At 71.6% G+C, this 15,116-nt stretch carries 18 protein-coding genes; 7 read left to right on the forward strand and 11 right to left on the reverse strand.

Going from position 1 to position 15,116, the window contains the following annotated elements:
• Window positions 1-12 precede the first annotated feature (12 nt).
• Window positions 13-981 carry a DMT family transporter gene (locus AC07DC_RS32625; RefSeq protein WP_478918091.1) on the reverse strand — a complete coding sequence of 323 codons (969 nt, stop codon included), beginning with the start codon at window positions 979-981 and terminating at the stop codon, window positions 13-15.
• A gap of 143 nt (window positions 982-1,124) precedes the next feature.
• Here AC07DC_RS32625 and AC07DC_RS32630 point away from each other — a divergent pair, with 143 nt between their 5' ends.
• Entirely contained in the window at window positions 1,125-1,652 is a 528-nt protein-coding gene (locus AC07DC_RS32630) for a hypothetical protein (protein WP_478918092.1), read from the forward strand.
• Between the two features lie 34 nt (window positions 1,653-1,686).
• On the opposite strand, the gene AC07DC_RS32635 is transcribed toward AC07DC_RS32630, so the two are convergent.
• A complete protein-coding gene (locus AC07DC_RS32635) occupies window positions 1,687-2,412 on the reverse strand; it encodes a hypothetical protein (protein WP_478918093.1) in 726 nt (241 codons plus the stop codon).
• 211 nt (window positions 2,413-2,623) lie between these two features.
• Here AC07DC_RS32635 and AC07DC_RS32640 point away from each other — a divergent pair, with 211 nt between their 5' ends.
• The 3 genes from AC07DC_RS32640 to AC07DC_RS32650 are packed head-to-tail and all read left to right on the forward strand — an operon-like array spanning window position 2,624 to window position 5,655.
• Window positions 2,624-3,934: a magnesium transporter MgtE N-terminal domain-containing protein gene (locus AC07DC_RS32640; protein ID WP_478918094.1), complete on the forward strand. Its 1,311-nt coding sequence runs from the start codon at window positions 2,624-2,626 to the stop codon at window positions 3,932-3,934.
• On the forward strand, window positions 3,924-4,478 hold the full coding sequence (locus AC07DC_RS32645) for a DUF1003 domain-containing protein (protein WP_478918095.1): 555 nt from the start codon (window positions 3,924-3,926) through the stop codon (window positions 4,476-4,478). The genes AC07DC_RS32640 and AC07DC_RS32645 overlap by 11 nt, the downstream gene beginning before the upstream one ends.
• Before the next feature lie 19 nt (window positions 4,479-4,497).
• Window positions 4,498-5,655, forward strand: coding sequence for an Mrp/NBP35 family ATP-binding protein (locus AC07DC_RS32650; RefSeq protein WP_478918096.1), 1,158 nt, complete (start codon window positions 4,498-4,500; stop codon window positions 5,653-5,655).
• A 56-nt stretch (window positions 5,656-5,711) separates the two neighbouring features.
• On the opposite strand, the gene AC07DC_RS32655 is transcribed toward AC07DC_RS32650, so the two are convergent.
• From AC07DC_RS32655 to sigE, 5 genes are all read right to left on the reverse strand, one after another.
• Window positions 5,712-6,326 (reverse strand): hypothetical protein, encoded by a 615-nt coding sequence (locus AC07DC_RS32655; protein ID WP_478918097.1) that lies wholly within the window; start codon window positions 6,324-6,326, stop codon window positions 5,712-5,714.
• 144 nt (window positions 6,327-6,470) lie between these two features.
• Entirely contained in the window at window positions 6,471-6,920 is a 450-nt protein-coding gene (locus AC07DC_RS32660; protein WP_478918098.1) for a sec-independent translocase, read from the reverse strand.
• Window positions 6,921-7,042: 122 nt separating this feature from the next.
• Window positions 7,043-8,341, reverse strand: coding sequence for a S1C family serine protease (locus tag AC07DC_RS32665; RefSeq protein WP_478918099.1), 1,299 nt, complete (start codon window positions 8,339-8,341; stop codon window positions 7,043-7,045).
• A gap of 70 nt (window positions 8,342-8,411) precedes the next feature.
• Window positions 8,412-9,206: a zf-HC2 domain-containing protein gene (locus AC07DC_RS32670; protein WP_478918100.1), complete on the reverse strand. Its 795-nt coding sequence runs from the start codon at window positions 9,204-9,206 to the stop codon at window positions 8,412-8,414.
• Complete coding sequence (gene sigE / locus AC07DC_RS32675) at window positions 9,203-9,964, reverse strand: RNA polymerase sigma factor SigE (RefSeq protein ID WP_478918101.1); 762 nt, start codon at window positions 9,962-9,964, stop codon at window positions 9,203-9,205. Before sigE ends, AC07DC_RS32670 begins: the two co-directional genes overlap by 4 nt.
• Window positions 9,965-10,189: 225 nt before the next feature.
• On the opposite strand from sigE, the gene AC07DC_RS32680 reads away from it, so the two are divergent.
• Entirely contained in the window at window positions 10,190-10,828 is a 639-nt protein-coding gene (locus AC07DC_RS32680; RefSeq protein ID WP_478918202.1) for an O-methyltransferase, read from the forward strand.
• 123 nt (window positions 10,829-10,951) lie between these two features.
• Here the strand turns inward: AC07DC_RS32680 and AC07DC_RS32685 are convergent, their stop codons facing one another.
• Window positions 10,952-11,119, reverse strand: a complete 168-nt coding sequence (locus AC07DC_RS32685; RefSeq protein WP_069464762.1) for a DUF3117 domain-containing protein — start codon at window positions 11,117-11,119, stop codon at window positions 10,952-10,954.
• A gap of 279 nt (window positions 11,120-11,398) precedes the next feature.
• Between AC07DC_RS32685 and chcB the strand changes: the two genes are divergently transcribed.
• Window positions 11,399-12,199 carry a 2-cyclohexenylcarbonyl CoA isomerase gene (gene chcB, locus AC07DC_RS32690; RefSeq protein ID WP_478918102.1) on the forward strand — a complete coding sequence of 267 codons (801 nt, stop codon included), beginning with the start codon at window positions 11,399-11,401 and terminating at the stop codon, window positions 12,197-12,199.
• Between the two features lie 98 nt (window positions 12,200-12,297).
• Here chcB and AC07DC_RS32695 read toward each other — a convergent pair whose 3' ends face one another.
• Both AC07DC_RS32695 and AC07DC_RS32700 read right to left on the reverse strand, forming a co-directional pair.
• Window positions 12,298-12,888 (reverse strand): DNA-3-methyladenine glycosylase I, encoded by a 591-nt coding sequence (locus tag AC07DC_RS32695; protein ID WP_478918103.1) that lies wholly within the window; start codon window positions 12,886-12,888, stop codon window positions 12,298-12,300.
• Window positions 12,881-13,249: a cell division protein DivIVA gene (locus AC07DC_RS32700; protein ID WP_478918104.1), complete on the reverse strand. Its 369-nt coding sequence runs from the start codon at window positions 13,247-13,249 to the stop codon at window positions 12,881-12,883. Before AC07DC_RS32700 ends, AC07DC_RS32695 begins: the two co-directional genes overlap by 8 nt.
• Window positions 13,250-13,384: 135 nt before the next feature.
• Here AC07DC_RS32700 and folP point away from each other — a divergent pair, with 135 nt between their 5' ends.
• Complete coding sequence (gene folP, locus AC07DC_RS32705) at window positions 13,385-14,245, forward strand: dihydropteroate synthase (protein ID WP_478918105.1); 861 nt, start codon at window positions 13,385-13,387, stop codon at window positions 14,243-14,245.
• Between the two features lie 40 nt (window positions 14,246-14,285).
• Here folP and AC07DC_RS32710 read toward each other — a convergent pair whose 3' ends face one another.
• Window positions 14,286-15,101 (reverse strand): LOG family protein, encoded by an 816-nt coding sequence (locus AC07DC_RS32710; protein WP_478918106.1) that lies wholly within the window; start codon window positions 15,099-15,101, stop codon window positions 14,286-14,288.
• Window positions 15,102-15,116 lie beyond the last annotated feature (15 nt).

Below are 15,116 nucleotides of genomic sequence, written 5' to 3' on the forward strand. Positions count from 1 at the left end.
GCTCCGCCGGGGTCAGGCTCCGCCGGGCGTGGCCGGGAGGTCCGCAGGGACCGGGCCGGCCTTCCGGTCCGACAGGATCACCAGTGCCAGGCCGGCGAGGATCACCCCGAGCGCCGGATAGGCCATCGCCGGCGGCGTCTGGCCCAGCCAGAGCGCCGCGATGAGGGCCGCGCCCGGCGTCTCCAGCAGGATCGCGGTCGAGGTGGTGGACGGGCCGAGCCCGTGCACCACCCGGTTCAGCAGCGAGTGCCCGAGCAGCTGCGCGGCGACGGTGAGCGCGATGAACTTCAGCCAGGTCTCACCGCTGTACCCGCTCAGCGAGGCGCCGGAGACCAGGCAGGTCACCAGCAGCGCGACCGCGGTCGTCGAGTAGCAGAGGTAGGTGTACGCGGTGGTGCTGGCGGTCCTGCGGACCTCGGCGCCCAGCAGGACGTACGCGGCCGCCGCCATGCCCGCGCCCAGCGCGAGCGCGTCGCCGCCCAGCGCACGGGTGTCGGTCGACATGTCGATGCCGGTCAGGATGATGACTCCGACGACGGCCAGCAGCGTGCCCGCCCACACCATGCGGGGCGGTCGGTGGCCGCGCATCCGCAGGATGATCGTGGTCCAGATCGGGGTCGTGGTGCACAGCGCGGTCGAGGTCGCGACCGATGTCATCGACAGGCTCGGCAGCCAGAGCCCGAAGTGCAGCGCGAGCGTCGCGCCCGCCGCCACCGACAGCAGCAGGGAGCGGCGGCCCATCCGGCGCAGCTCGCCGAGGTTGCGGCGGAGCACGAACGGGGTGAGCACCCCGACCGCCATGGCGTTCCGCCAGAACGCGATGGCCAGTGCCGGGGCGGCGGTGGCCGCGATCAGCGGGGCGGAGAACGAGACGCCGGCGATGGCCACGGCCAGCAGCGTGAGGTCCAGCGGCCGGTGCGCGACCGCTGCCGCGGGAGGAACTGCGGCAGGCGGGGCGACGGTGCGCGACTCGGCGGACACGGGTTCTCCTCGGTCGGGACAGGGGCTCCGACCAGCGTAAGGCCCATGACAAGACCAAGCTCCTGTCGTCCAACGCTTGGACGGCGTCCGGGAGGCCGCACGAACACGGCACGCGACGGGCGGCACGCAATAAGGTGAGCCCCATGACGGAAACCGCCGAACAGAGCGCCCTCGTCGAGGAGGCCACCAAGAAGTCCGGCCTGGTCTGGGTGCAGGCCCCGACCGGACGCCCGCCGCAGGCGGTCTGGCACGCGTGGGTGGACGGCGCCATGTGCGTCGTCGGCGGCGGCCCCGGGGAGCAGCCGCTCAGCGGGCTGGCCGACGGCGGCACCGCGGTCGTGACGGTGCGCAGCAAGGACAAGGGCGGCCGGCTGGTCACCTGGCCCGCCGCCGTCACCGCGCTCGTTCCCGACAGCGACGGGTGGACCGCCGCCGTCGAGGAGCTCAAGGGCAAGCGGCTGAACGCACCGGACGCCGAGACGATGACCGTGCGCTGGGCGCGCGAGTGCCAGGTGCTGCGGCTGGCACCGTCCGGACCGCCGATCGAGCAGCCCGGCACGATGCCGGACACCTCGGGTGCGGCAGGCCCCGTCCCCACGCCGGCCACGACCCGGCAGCCGATGCCGGAGGCGCTGCCGCGGCTGCTCGCGCGCCGCAAGAAGCGCGCCTGACGTCAAAGAGCCCGACCGTACGGCCTGGGCGGCGTCAGCCGCCCGAAGTGCCCGTCACGGACTTGCCGTAGTCGACGACATGGGCGGCGTCCGGCGCCGCGAGCGTGAAGTCCTTGCCCCAGTCGGCGAGCGTGAGCGTGCCGGAGCCGCCCGCGCGCTCGTACCGCAGCGGGTAGGGGCTGCCTTCGAGGGAGACATCGAGCGTGCCGCCTCCGCCGTCGTCGGCGGCGAGGGCGATGGTGCGGGTGCCGTTGACCTTCCGGTGGTCGCCGGTGGACAGCTCCCCGTTGAGGACGAAGAGCGCGTCGAGCAGCACCTTCTTGTCCGTGAAGCCGCTGAACTGCTGGTAAGCGGGGTCGCCGGCCGGCACCTTGACGTACTTGTCCTTCAGCTTCGCCGCGGCGGCCTGGCTGTCCTTGTCGGAGCCGGCGTCGCCGTAGAAGTCGGCGCCCGCCTTCAGATACAGGTCGTCACCGACCCGCAGCAGCTGGAACGTGCTGTTCTGGGTCGAGACGTCCCCGACGCCGCCGTCGTTGCGCAGCCGCATGTCGAGCTTGTACGTCTTCCCCTTGCTGACCACCGTGCCGGACAGCCGTACGGTCCGCGCCGACGCGGCGGCGTCGCGGGCCCGCTGCTCGATCGTCTTGGGCGGCAGCTTGGCGACCCCGTTCGTCCCGGCGTCCGGGTCACCGCACCCGGCGAGCGTCAGTCCGGCGCACAGCGCCCCGACGAGAACTACGGATCGGCGGCCGGGAAACACGTGTTCTCTTCCTCCAGCGGCAGGGGAACGGGGTGGGGAGACCCGAAGCTACCGCAGCGTACAGCTCCCTGCCGAGACCCGGACCGGCCCCTTCCGTCCACCACCGGCGGCAGGCGGTCTCCCGCGGAGCAGCACCGTGCGGCAGCCAAGATCCGCGCGGGTTAGCCTGGCAGCGACGAACCGTGACCCGCACGACGCCAGGAGGCACCGCATGGCCGCAGGTGCCCCGCGCGTGTTCATCTCCCACATCTCGGGTGTCGCGGTCTTCGACCCGGGCGGGGACCAGGTCGGCCGGGTCCGGGACCTGGTGGTCATGCTGAGGGTCGGCGGGAAGCCGCCGCGGGTGCTGGGACTGGTCGTCGAGGTGGTCAGCCGGCGGCGGATCTTCCTGCCGATGACCCGGGTGACCGGCGTCGAGTCCGGCCAGGTGATCACCACCGGGGTCGTCAACATGCGGCGTTTCGAGCAGCGGCCGACCGAGACCCTCGTCCTCGGCGAGCTGCTCGACCGGCGGGTCAGGATCGTCGCGACCGGCGAGGAGGTGACCGTGCTGGACATCTCGATGGTGCAGCTGCCGGCCCGCCGCGACTGGGAGATCGACAAGGTCTTCGTCCGCCGGGGCAAGGGCGGCGCGCTGCGCAGGCGCGGCGAGACGCTGACCCTGGACTGGTCGGCCGTGAGCGGCTTCTCGCTGGAGGAGCACGGACAGGGCGCCGAGAACCTGCTCGCCACCTTCGAGCGGCTGCGCCCCGCCGACCTCGCCAACGTCCTGCACCACCTGTCGCCCAAGCGCCGCGGCGAGGTCGCCGCCGCCCTGGACGACGACCGGCTCGCCGACGTCCTGGAGGAGCTGCCGGACGACGACCAGGTCGAGATCCTCGGCAAGCTCAAGGAGGAGCGCGCCGCCGACGTCCTGGAGGCGATGGACCCGGACGACGCGGCCGACCTGCTCTCCGAACTGCCGGAGGTCGACCAGGAGCGGCTGCTGACCCTGATGCAGCCGCAGGACGCCGCCGACGTGCGCCGGCTGCTCTCCTACGAGGAGCGCACCGCCGGCGGCCTGATGACCACCGAGCCCATCGTGCTGCGGCCCGACGCGACGATCGCGGACGCGCTCGCGCGGGTCCGCAACCCCGACCTGTCCCCCGCGCTCGCCGCCCAGGTCTACGTGTGCCGGCCGCCCGACGAGACGCCGACCGGCAAGTACCTCGGTCTGGTGCACTTCCAGCGGCTGCTGCGCGACCCGCCCTTCACCCTGGTCGGCTCCATCGTCGACACCGACCTGCTGCCGCTGCCGCCCGGCACCCCGCTGTCCGCGGTGACCAGCTACCTCGCCACGTACAACCTGATCTCGGCGCCCGTCGTGGACGAGAGCGGATCACTGCTCGGCGCGGTGACGGTCGACGACGTGCTGGACCACCTGCTGCCCGAGGACTGGCGCGAGACCGATCTGCACGGCGCGGCCGGCGCGCACCACATCAGCGAGCGGCCGGACGAGAACAGGCCCGCCGATGCCCGCTGAACTGGAGCGCGAGCGCGCGAAGACAGCGACCGGCGCCACCGCCGCGCCGCGGCCGCGGGTGCGCCTGGACCAGCCGCGCCCGACCCGCCGACGGCTGCTGCCGTCCTACGACCCGGAGGAGTTCGGGAAGTTCTCCGAGCGGATCGCCCGCTTCCTGGGCACCGGGCGCTTCATCGTCTGGATGACGGTCCTCATCATCCTGTGGGTGCTGTGGAACGTCTTCGCGCCGGACTCGATGCGCTGGGACCAGTACCCGTTCATCTTCCTGACGCTGATGCTCTCGCTGCAGGCGTCCTACGCGGCCCCGCTGATCCTGCTCGCGCAGAACCGGCAGGACGACCGCGACCGCGTCACCCACGAACAGGACCGCAAGCAGAACGAACGCAGCATCGCCGACACCGAGTACCTGACGCGGGAGGTGGCGTCGCTGCGGATGAACCTCGGGGAGGTCGCCACCCGCGACTGGATCCGTTCCGAGCTCCAGGATCTGCTGAAGGAGCTCGAGGAGCGGCGTGACGAAGGCGACGCCAGAACCGACCGGTGAGCGCCGTACCATCGACCGTATGGCTACCGACATTCACGGATCCGCTCCGACCGCCGACGCCGTGCGCGCCGCGCTCGCGACGGTGAACGACCCGGAGATCCACAAGCCGATCACTGATCTCGGCATGGTCAAATCCGTGGACATCGCGGACGACGGCACCGTGAAGGTCGCCGTCTACCTGACGGTGTCGGGCTGCCCGATGCGCGAGACCATCACCACGAACGTCACCACGGCCGTCGAGGCGGTACCGGGCGTCACCGGTGTCACCGTCGAGCTCGACGTGATGAGCGACGAGCAGCGCAAGGAGCTCGCCGGAAACCTGCGCGGCGGCACCGCCGAGCGCGAGGTGCCCTTCGCCCAGCCCGGCTCGCTGACCCGGGTCTACGCGGTCGCCTCCGGCAAGGGCGGCGTCGGCAAGTCCTCGGTGACGGTGAACCTGGCGGCGGCGATGGCCGCCGACGGCCTCAAGGTCGGCGTCGTGGACGCGGACATCTACGGCCACTCGGTGCCGCGCATGCTCGGCGTCGAGGGCCGGCCGACCCAGGTCGAGAACATGATCATGCCGCCGTCGTCGCACGGCGTGAAGGTCATCTCCATCGGTATGTTCACCCCGGGCAACGCGCCCGTGGTGTGGCGCGGACCGATGCTGCACCGCGCGCTGCAGCAGTTCCTCGCCGATGTGTACTGGGGCGACCTGGACGTCCTGCTGCTGGACCTGCCGCCGGGCACCGGCGACATCGCGATCTCCGTCGCGCAGCTCGTGCCGAACGCCGAGATCCTCGTGGTGACGACGCCTCAGCAGGCCGCCGCCGAGGTCGCGGAGCGCGCCGGGTCCATCGCGGTGCAGACCCACCAGAAGATCGTCGGCGTCGTGGAGAACATGTCCGGGATGCCGTGCCCGCACTGCGACGAGATCGTCGACGTCTTCGGCAGCGGCGGCGGCGAGCGGGTCGCCGAGGGCCTGACCAAGACCACGGGTGCGACGGTTCCGGTGCTGGGCCAGATCCCGATCGACGTACGGCTGCGCGAGGGCGGCGACGACGGCCGTCCGGTCGTGCTGAGCCACCCGGACTCCGCCGCGGCGCTCGCCCTCAAGGCGATCGCGGGCAAGCTCGGCGGCCGCGCCCGCGGCCTGGCGGGCATGTCGCTGGGGATCACCCCGCGCAACAAGTTCTGACACTCATGACGGTGCCCCCGGCCGCGGTGCGGTCGGGGGCACCGTCATGACGGCTCTCAGCCGTCGTACGTCGTGATGTCCTTGACCACGGACAGCCCCAGCCCGTACGCGCTCATGCCTCGCCCGTACGCGCCCAGGTGGGCGCCGCGCGCGGAGCCCGCCAGGACCCAGCCGTACTCGGACTCCCGGTAGTGGAACGCGGTGGGCTCGCCGTCCACCGGGAGCGTCAGGGTCGACCAGTGGGGGCCGGCTAGATCGTCGGCGAGATCCCAGGCGGTCGCGGTCTGCTGGTCGAGCCAATCCTGGCGCAGTGCTCGCTCCATGTGGGTGGGCCAGGTGCAGGACAGCAGGCCGGAGCCTGCCAGCCAGGCCGCGGAGGAGACCGAGGTGGCCTCCAGCACGCCGGTGCCGTCCGCGCTGTGCCGGCCGGGACGCCGGGCGACCGTGACGACCACGACGAATCGCTGGGCATCGGGGTCGGTGGTCTCCGCCTTGATCGACGGTTCATCGCCATGCCCTATCGAGCCGTGCTCCACGGTTCCGTCCGCGCTGGTGCCGACCGTGGTCAGCCAGCGGCGTCCGGTGAACGCCTCGTCCAGCCCGTACCACGGGAAGTCGGCCATCAAGTAGCCGTCGACCGTTCGATCCGCTGTGCCGGTCTTCGTCTCCATCGGGGTGGCGCCTCCTCCATGCCCTTTTGGGCTCCGCCATCTTGCCGGACCGGAGCCGGGCCCGGAGGCCAAAACGGCGCACGGTGATGGCGGACACATGGAGAATAGCCACCCCACGGGGTGGAACGGGACAAACGGGTTGACTCAGGTCGCGTCAGAATCGAACGGCGGCGGCTCGTCCTTGTCCAGCGTCTCGCGCTTGCGGAGCCGGTCCGGGGTACCCGTGGCGGCTCCCGCGGCGCCGGCGGAGGCGGCCGCGGCCGTGGTGTCGGTGCCGTTCACGGCATCCGTGACCTCGGCCATCTCCTTGCGGAAGTCGAAACCGTTGCGCAGATCCTGCAGGCCGAGCTCTTCGTTCTCCAGGATGTTCTTGCGGATGTACGTCTTCGGGTTCAGGTCCTCGAACTCGAAATCCTTGAACTCGGGCCCCAGCTCCTTGCGGATGTCCTCCTTGGCGCTGTCCGAGAAGGCCCGCACCTTTCGGATGAACGACATGGTGTCCTGGATGACCTTCGGCAGCTTGTCCGGGCCGAAGACGAGCACCGCAAGGATGACGAGCGCGATCATCTCCATCGGGCCTATGTCGAAGAACACCTTGCAGCTCCTTGGGACGTCCACAGCCGGGTGGGCAGGGTCCGGGTCGACTTACCGTACCTGGCCGCGCGGTCGGCGCGGGAGTGGCTTGGGCCAACAGTACGTCGCCACCAGGTAAAGGGTCAGTTCCCGGTCGCCGAACCCAGGGTCAGCTCGACCGTACGCTCCGATCCGGCGCGCGTCAGGGTGAGTGCGAGCCGGTCACCCGGGCGGTGGCTGCGGATCTTGACGATCAGCTCCTCGCCGCGGTGCACCCGCTCGCCGTCGACCGCGGTGATGACGTCACCGGGCTCGATGCCGGCCTGGTCGCCGGGTCCGCCGGGGGTCACCGCGGCGGCGGCGCCCGCCTTGCTGCCGACCCGGGCGCCGTCCCCGTCGTAGGTCATGTCGACGGTTACGCCGATCACCGGATGGGTGGCCTGGCCGGTGTTGATCAGTTCCTCGGCGACCCGCTTCGCCTGGTTGGCCGGGATCGCGAAGCCGAGCCCGATGCTGCCGCCCTGGCCGCCGGCCGCGGTGCCGTCGTCGGCGGCCCGGATCGCGCTGTTGATGCCGATCACCCGGCCCTTCCCGTCGACGAGCGGGCCCCCGGAGTTGCCGGGGTTGATGGGTGCGTCGGTCTGCAGGGCGTCCACATAGCTGACGTCGGTGCCGTCGGTGCTGCCGCCCGCGGTGATCGGCCTGCGGGTGGCGCTGATGATGCCCGCGGTGACGGTGCCTTCGAGGCCGTACGGGGCGCCGATGGCGACCACCGGATCGCCGACGCGCACCGAGTCGGAGTTGCCGAAGGTGAGCGGGCGCAGCCCCGACACCCCGCTGACCTCGATGACGGCGAGGTCGTAGCCGGTGTCCACCCCGACCACGGTCGCCTTGCTCAGCTGGCCGCCGTTGAAGGTGACCTGGACCTCGGCGCCCTTGCCCGCGGCGCCCACGACATGGTTGTTGGTGAGGATGTGGCCCCTGGTGTCCAGAACGAACCCGGTGCCGGTGTCCTCGCCCGCGGCGCCCTTCACATGGATGTAGACGACGCCGGGCAGTGTCTTGGCCGCGATCCCCGCGATGCTGTCGCCGGCGCGGTCGCCGGTGCCCTCGGAGACCTGGGGCAGTGTCACCTGATTGCTCTCACCGGCACTGTGCCGTTCGGCGTAGACGCCGGCCGCTCCGCCGATCCCGCCGGCGAGCAACGCCACCAGCGCCGCGCCAGCGATCAGCGGGGCCGCCCTCCTGCCACGGGGGCGGGCAGGGGCCTTGGAATGGTGCCAGGGGGCGGGCTGGGGATGGCGGCCGGACGACTGCGAGAGCAGGTACGGGTCGGGGAACGCCTCGTCCGGGGCGGGTGCTGACGCCCCCGCGCCGCTCGCACCGGGCTCCTGGCCCGCCGGGCGACTCCACCACTGCGGCCGGTCCGCCTGATCGCTCATCCTTCGAGCCTGCGGGCGGAATGCGGAACTCCGCAAGTGCCACGCGGCCGGATGGCCTCAGCGGCGCGCGTCAGTGGTGTACGGCAGGTCCTGGAGTGGCCGCCGGGGTCAGCGAGGCGGTCGGTACGGGGGTGGCGGTCGGTGCCGCGAGGGGCGCCATCAGCGAACGGGTCACCGAGGCGGGCGTGACGCCGGCCATCGGGGGGTGCCGCAGATAGCGGTCCTCCGCCGCGCTCACCATGTCGTCCCGGAGCGGCTTGAGGTCGGAGACCGAGTTGGCGCCGGGCGGGGCGACCGCGGGGCCCTGCTCCTCGGGGCGGGGTGCGCCGTTGTCGATGGCCGCGTCCATCGGGAGCGCGCCGCCGAGCGCGATGGCCGCCATCGAGAACGCACCGGCCGCCGCGAAGGCGAACCGCCGGCCGCGGGAGGCAGAACCGGGCCCGGAAGCCGAACGCTCGACCTCATGGATCCGGAAACCCCGGGACCGTACATCGGTCGGTGCGGCGAGATCGGGACCGGGTGACAGGAAGGAGAACTCCTCCGCCGTGCCCTGCCCGAAGACATCACCACCACCGAAGAGGCCGCCGTCGAACGGGCCTCTTCCCTCGTCGTCGCCACCCGGCAGTCCCTGGAGACGGGCCAGCAGGCCCGCGGAGAGGGCCGGCGGGGCTGTGGTCGCCACGACGTTCTTCAGCCGGCGCTGCTCATCGGCGGCTGTCTTGCACTGAGAACACGTCACCAGATGTGCGAGCACCCGCTCCCGGGTGTCGTCGGGCAACTCCCCGTCGACGAGCGCGGCGAGGCGATCCCCGAGATGCTGCTCGGCAGGCGTGCCCTGCTGCTGGCCGGTACCGCTACTGCTCACGCTCTCCCGCCCTCCAGGCCCGGTTTCGTCATGGCGGCGGCCAGCGCGCGTCCCGGTCGGGCCGCGGGGGAACGGTGCTCAAGGGCTTTGCGCAGGTGGGAACGGCCGCGGTGGATCCGACTCCGGACCGTGCCCAGCTTGACGCCCAGGGTGGCGGCAATCTCCTCGTACGACAGACCCTCGATGTCACAGAGCACGACCGCGGCCCGGAACTCCGGCGCGAGGGTGTCCAGCGCCTGCTGGACGTCCGCGTCGAAGTGCGTGTCGTTGAAGTGCTGTGCGGGGGACGGCTCACGGCTCGGGAGCCGCTCCGCCGCGTCGTCGCCGAGCGCGTCGAACCTGATCCGCTGACGGCGTCGCACCATGTCCAGGAAGAGATTGGTGGTGATGCGGTGCAGCCAGCCCTCGAAGGTGCCGGGCGTGTACGTCGACAGGGAACGGAAGACACGGACGAAGACTTCTTGGGTGAGGTCCTCGGCATCGTGCTGGTTGCCCGTCAGGCGGTACGCCAGGCGGTAGACGCGGGCACTGTGCGTGCTGACGATCTCCTCCCAGGAAGGAGGCGTCCACGCCTGGTTCTCCCCGTCGGTGGCGAAGGTCGCGTTGGCGGGTACATCGTTGCGTGAACGGTCAGCAGTGTTGGTCACGGATTTCGGCTGTCCGGAAGACCTGAGAATATGCCGGAGCACTCCCCGATCACCGGCCGCAGCCGCACCTCCCCTGTCGGCTCTGGTGGTCTCCAGTAGAGCCACTACCATATCCACCTCGCCCGTTAGCTCCGGATAAGTGCGCTGTCTCGCCGGGGACCTGATCCGGACGGCCACCCCGGGGTGTTCCCCGGCACCGCACCGTTCCTGGTCCCGCCCTACTAACGCGTACCCTCCTCAACGGGTTCCCGGCCCTGGGGGCACCACCCAGCGGTAGCTGGGGACGGATACAGTCGCCGGGCGGGCCGCAACACCGACGGGGACAGGGAGAGGGCCATTACCGGCAACCGGCAGGCGAGCTGGGCGTTCGCCGACGCCTTCGTCGCCGAAGACGACGCGCTGATACGAGCCCGGCGCCGCGCCCATGAGTCCGGTCTGCGCCCTGTGTCCCCCGGAACCGGCGCGACGCTGCGGCTGCTCGCCGCCGCCTCCGACGCCAAGGCCGTCGTCGAGATCGGCACCGGCACCGGCGTGTCCGGCATCCACCTGCTGCTCGGCATGCGCCCGGACGGCGTGCTGACCACCGTCGACTCCGAACCCGACCGCCAGCAACTGGCCCGCGAGGCCTACCGGGACGCCGGCTTCGCCGCCAACCGCGCCCGGTTCATCCCCGGCCGCGCGCTGGAGGTCCTGCCGCGTCTGGCGGACGGCGGATACGACCTCGTCTTCTGCGACGGCGACCGTCTGGAGTACCTGGACTACCTCGGCGAATCGTTGCGCCTGCTGCGCCCGGGCGGACTGGTCTGCTTCGAGGGAACCTTCGCGCAGGGCCGCACGCTGGACGCCGCGCACCAGGACACCGAGGCCGTGCGGCTACGCGAGCTGATGCGCGCGGTCCGCGACAGCCGGGCCTTCGCGCCGGTCCTGCTGCCCACCGACGACGGGCTGCTGTGCGCGGTCCGCCGGGGCGCGTAACCACCTCGGCGGCACCGGGCGACGCCCTGCGGACACCACCCCGCGGATACGGCAGCGGCCCCGGTTCCGGACCTGGAACGGTCAGGAATCGGGGCCGTGACGTTTATTGGGAACGCGCTCGTGTCAGGCGATGGCCTTCTTCAGCGCGTCGCCGAGGGCATCCGCCTCGTCAGGAGTCAGCTCGACAACAAGCCGTCCGCCGCCCTCGAGCGGAACGCGCATGATGATGCTCCGCCCCTCCTTGGTGACCTCGAGCGGGCCATCACCCGTCCGCGGCTTCATGGCCGCCATGCTCGTTCCCCTTCCTGAAACCAGCTCGGACTCGAACACATTGGTTCTCGACCATTATCCCGCATGTGCCGACCTGATGACCAACATCGGTTCCCATCCGTTCGAGAAACCCCTCCCACAAAACCGGCCAATTCGGTGATCGGACTGCGATACTTCGCCGCCGCACTCCCCATCCGTGCCGCATTCGCCCCGTTGAATGTTTGACGTACGTCACATGTTCGCCTGTGGCGATCTCCGGCATGCTGGCCAGGACCGGAGCCGCGACGAAGGGGATCTGCCATGTCCGACAGCGTGCTGTACGAGGTGAGCGACGGGCTCGCGACCATCACCTTGAACCGTCCCGACGCGATGAACGCCCTCAACATCGAGACAAAGGTGGCGCTCCGCGAGGCCGTCCGGGGCGCGGCGGCGGATTCCCAGGTCAGGGCCGTTCTGCTGACCGGGACCGGGCGCGCCTTCTGCGTCGGCCAGGACCTCAAGGAGCACGTCGGCCTGCTGATGGAGGACCGGAAGTCCGGCACGGGCGCCACGATGTCGACGGTCCGGGAGCACTACAACCCCATCGTGACGGCCCTCGCGACGATGCCGAAGCCGGTGGTGGCGGGGATCAACGGCGTCGCCGCGGGCGCCGGGGCGGGTCTGGCGTTCGCCTCGGACTACCGGGTGGTCGCCGACACCGCGAGTTTCAACACGTCCTTCGCGGGGGTGGCACTGACCGCGGACTCGGGCGCGTCGTGGACCCTCCCCCGCCTGATCGGCCACGGCCGGGCCGCCGATCTGCTGCTCTTCCCCCGCAAGGTGACCGCTCAGGAGGCCCTGGAGCTCGGAATCGCCAACAAGGTCGTCCCGGCCGCGGAGCTGGCCGCGGAGGCCCTGGCGGTGGCACGGAGCCTCGCGGCGGGGCCCACCGTGGCGTACGCGGCGATCAAGGCGTCGCTGGCGTACGGGACGGACCACTCGCTCCTGGAGACGCTGGAGAAGGAGGACGAGCTCCAGACGGTCGCGGGCGCGTCGGAGGACCACCGGATCGCCGTGGAGGCGTTCCTCAAGAAGGAGCCGCCGCGCTACCTGGGCCGCTAGTGCTCTGACCGGAAAGGTTCACCGGTTCGCGATGCACCGCGCCGGCCGCCGCGAACCAGGCAAACCTTTCCGGCCAGAGCACTAGCCGCGCCTGGGGCCTACGCGGTGGCGGTCCGGACGTGGCAGCCGGCCAGGTGGTCGTCGACCAGGCCGCAGGCCTGCATCATCGCGTAGGCCGTGGTCGGCCCGACGAAGCGGAAGCCGTGCTTCTTGAGGTCCTTGGCCAGCGCCACCGACTCGGGCGTGGTCGCCGGTACGTCGTCGAGCGTGCGCGGCACCGGCCGGCCCGCCGGGTCCGGCGCGTGCGACCAGATCAGCTCGTCGAGGCCGCCGGCGCCCAGCCCGGCGGCCACGTGAGCGTTGGCGAGGGACGCGTCGATCTTCGCGCGGTTGCGGATGATGCCGGGGTCGGCGAGCAGCCGGACCCGGTCCTCGTCGGTGAACTCCGCGACCGCCTTGATGGAGAAGTTCGCGAAGGCGGCGCGGAACCCCTCGCGGCGGCGCAGGATCGTGATCCAGGAGAGCCCGGACTGGAACGCCTCCAGGCAGAGCCGCTCGAAGAGCGCGTCGTCGCCGTGCACCGGGCGGCCCCACTCGCCGTCGTGGTACTCCACGTACTCCGGCGCCGACAGCCCCCAGGGGCAGCGGGCGAGGCCGTCCTCGCCGGTCACCGTGGAGCGCTCACTCATGGGGACGGTCCTCCGGTTCCTTGAGCAGCGAGGGCGGCGCGTCCAGCAGCGACGGCGTGGCCAGGGCGGTCGCCTGGGCGCCGGCCAGAGCCGCCTCCAGGTCCGCGATGCGCGCGTCCCGCTCGGCCAGTTCCGCCGCGAGGCGGTCCAGCACCTCGTCCGCGTCGAGCATCCGGTAGCCGCGCACGGCCACCGGCAGCCGCAGCGCGTCGATGTCGGAGCGGACCAGCGGACGGTCCGAGGGCAGCCGGTCGTCGATCCGGTCCGGGTCCGCGTTGCGGAGCGTTCCGCCGTCGCCGAGTACGGCCAGTGCCACTGCGGCGACCACCGCGACCAGCGCGATGAGCATGAACCAGAACAAGACCGTCTCCCGGGGCCGCGCGATGTGTTTGCACGATGGTGCCATGCCCGGCCCCCGCGGGGCCCTCCTGTGGAGGGTCGGCGGCCTCCTGCGGCTATCGTCGCTGGCGGGCGACCTACAGGGAGGCACACGCAAATGCTGCGGTTGGGCAGGCGGGAGTTCGGCGACGACGAGCTCGTCATCATGGCGATCGTGAACCGGACACCCGATTCGTTCTACGACCAGGGCGCCACGTTCACCGACGAACCGGCCCTGCTGCGCGTGGAGCGGGCGGTGTCGGAGGGCGCCGCCATCATCGACATCGGCGGGGTCAAGGCCGGTCCCGGCGAGGACGTCTCGGCCGAGGAGGAGATCCGCCGCACGGTGGCCTTCGTCGGCGAGGTGCGCCGGCGCCACCCGGACGTCGTGATCAGTGTCGACACCTGGCGGCACGAGGTGGGCGAGGCGGTCTGCGAGGTGGGCGCCGATCTGCTGAACGACGCCTGGGGCGGCGTCGACCCGAAGCTGGCCGAGGTCGCCGCCCGCTACGACGTCGGGCTGGTCTGCACGCACGCGGGCGGCGTCGAGCCGCGCACCCGCCCGCACCGCACGGGGTACGAGGACGTCATGGCGGACATCCTGCGGGTCACCGTGGGCCTCGCGGAGCGGGCCGTCGCGCTCGGGGTGCGGCGCGACGCCGTGCTCATCGACCCCGGGCACGACTTCGGCAAGAACACCCGGCACTCGCTGGAGGCGACACGGCGGCTCCCGGAGATGGCGGAGACCGGCTGGCCAGTGCTGGTGTCGCTGTCCAACAAGGACTTCGTCGGTGAGACGCTCGACCGACCGGTCAAGGAACGGCTGATCGGGACGCTGGCGACCACCGCGGTCTCGGCCTGGCTCGGAGCCCGGGTGTACCGCGTCCACGAGGTCGCCGAGACCCGTCAGGTCCTCGACATGGTGGCCTCCATCGCGGGCCACCGGCCGCCCGCGGTCGCACGCCGCGGCCTGGCGTAGGGACCTCGGCCCGGCCGGCAGGGCTCCGGATCAGTCCCGCTCAGCCCTCGGTCTCCTTCGTCACGAGCGCCACGGCCTCGTCCACGTCGTCGGTCAGGTGGAACAGCTCCAGATCGGCCGCCGACGCCTTGCCGCCGTCGACCAGGGTGCCCCGGACCCAGTCGACGAGGCCCTTCCAGTACGCGGTGCCGAACAGGACGATCGGGAACCGGGTGACCTTCTTCGTCTGGACGAGGGTGATGGCCTCGAACAGCTCGTCCAGGGTGCCGAATCCGCCGGGGAGCACCACGAAGCCGCGCGCGTACTTCACGAACATCGTCTTGCGGACGAAGAAGTAGCGGAAGTTCACGCCGATGTCGACGTAGGGGTTGAGGCCCTGCTCGAAGGGCAGCTCGATGCCGAGTCCGACGGAGACCCCGCCCGCCTCGCCCGCGCCCTTGTTCGCGGCCTCCATCGCGCCGGGGCCGCCGCCGGTGATCACTGCGAAGCCGGCCTCGGCCAGCGCCCGGCCGATCTGGATGCCGGCCGCGTACTCCACGGAGTCGACCGGGGTGCGCGCGGAGCCGAACACGCTGACGGCGGGGCCGAGTTCGGCCAGGGCGCCGAATCCTTCGACGAACTCGGACTGGATCCGCATGACCCGCCAGGGATCGCCGTGCACCCATTCCGAGGGGCCGCGGCTGTCCAGCAGCCGCTGGTCGGTCGTCCCGGCCTGCACCTGCCCGCGCCGCCGGACCACCGGCCCGGTGTGGCGTTCGGGCCAGCCCTGTCCCTGCGGAGAAGAGCGCTCGGCCGCCTCGTTGGCCGCCGCTGCCGCCTCCTGCGCGTTGCTCGTTTCCCTGCGTGCGCTACTCATGCGAGCAGCGTACGA

Source organism: Streptomyces sp. NPDC045021, from assembly GCF_056432645.1.

Bases quoted from the DNA above. Each gene is read 5' to 3' on its own strand.
- folP (WP_478918105.1), top strand. From the start codon at position 13,385: ATGCTGCGGTTGGGCAGGCGGGAGTTCGGCGACGACGAGCTCGTCATC.
- AC07DC_RS32640 (WP_478918094.1), top strand. From the start codon at position 2,624: ATGGCCGCAGGTGCCCCGCGCGTGTTCATCTCCCACATCTCGGGTGTC.
- AC07DC_RS32710 (WP_478918106.1), bottom strand. From the start codon at position 15,101: ATGAGTAGCGCACGCAGGGAAACGAGCAACGCGCAGGAGGCGGCAGCG.
- AC07DC_RS32695 (WP_478918103.1), bottom strand. From the start codon at position 12,888: ATGAGTGAGCGCTCCACGGTGACCGGCGAGGACGGCCTCGCCCGCTGC.
- sigE (WP_478918101.1), bottom strand. From the start codon at position 9,964: ATGGTAGTGGCTCTACTGGAGACCACCAGAGCCGACAGGGGAGGTGCG.
- AC07DC_RS32645 (WP_478918095.1), top strand. From the start codon at position 3,924: ATGCCCGCTGAACTGGAGCGCGAGCGCGCGAAGACAGCGACCGGCGCC.
- AC07DC_RS32685 (WP_069464762.1), bottom strand. From the start codon at position 11,119: ATGGCGGCCATGAAGCCGCGGACGGGTGATGGCCCGCTCGAGGTCACC.
- AC07DC_RS32650 (WP_478918096.1), top strand. From the start codon at position 4,498: ATGGCTACCGACATTCACGGATCCGCTCCGACCGCCGACGCCGTGCGC.
- chcB (WP_478918102.1), top strand. From the start codon at position 11,399: ATGTCCGACAGCGTGCTGTACGAGGTGAGCGACGGGCTCGCGACCATC.
- AC07DC_RS32630 (WP_478918092.1), top strand. From the start codon at position 1,125: ATGACGGAAACCGCCGAACAGAGCGCCCTCGTCGAGGAGGCCACCAAG.
- AC07DC_RS32655 (WP_478918097.1), bottom strand. From the start codon at position 6,326: ATGGAGACGAAGACCGGCACAGCGGATCGAACGGTCGACGGCTACTTG.
- AC07DC_RS32665 (WP_478918099.1), bottom strand. From the start codon at position 8,341: ATGAGCGATCAGGCGGACCGGCCGCAGTGGTGGAGTCGCCCGGCGGGC.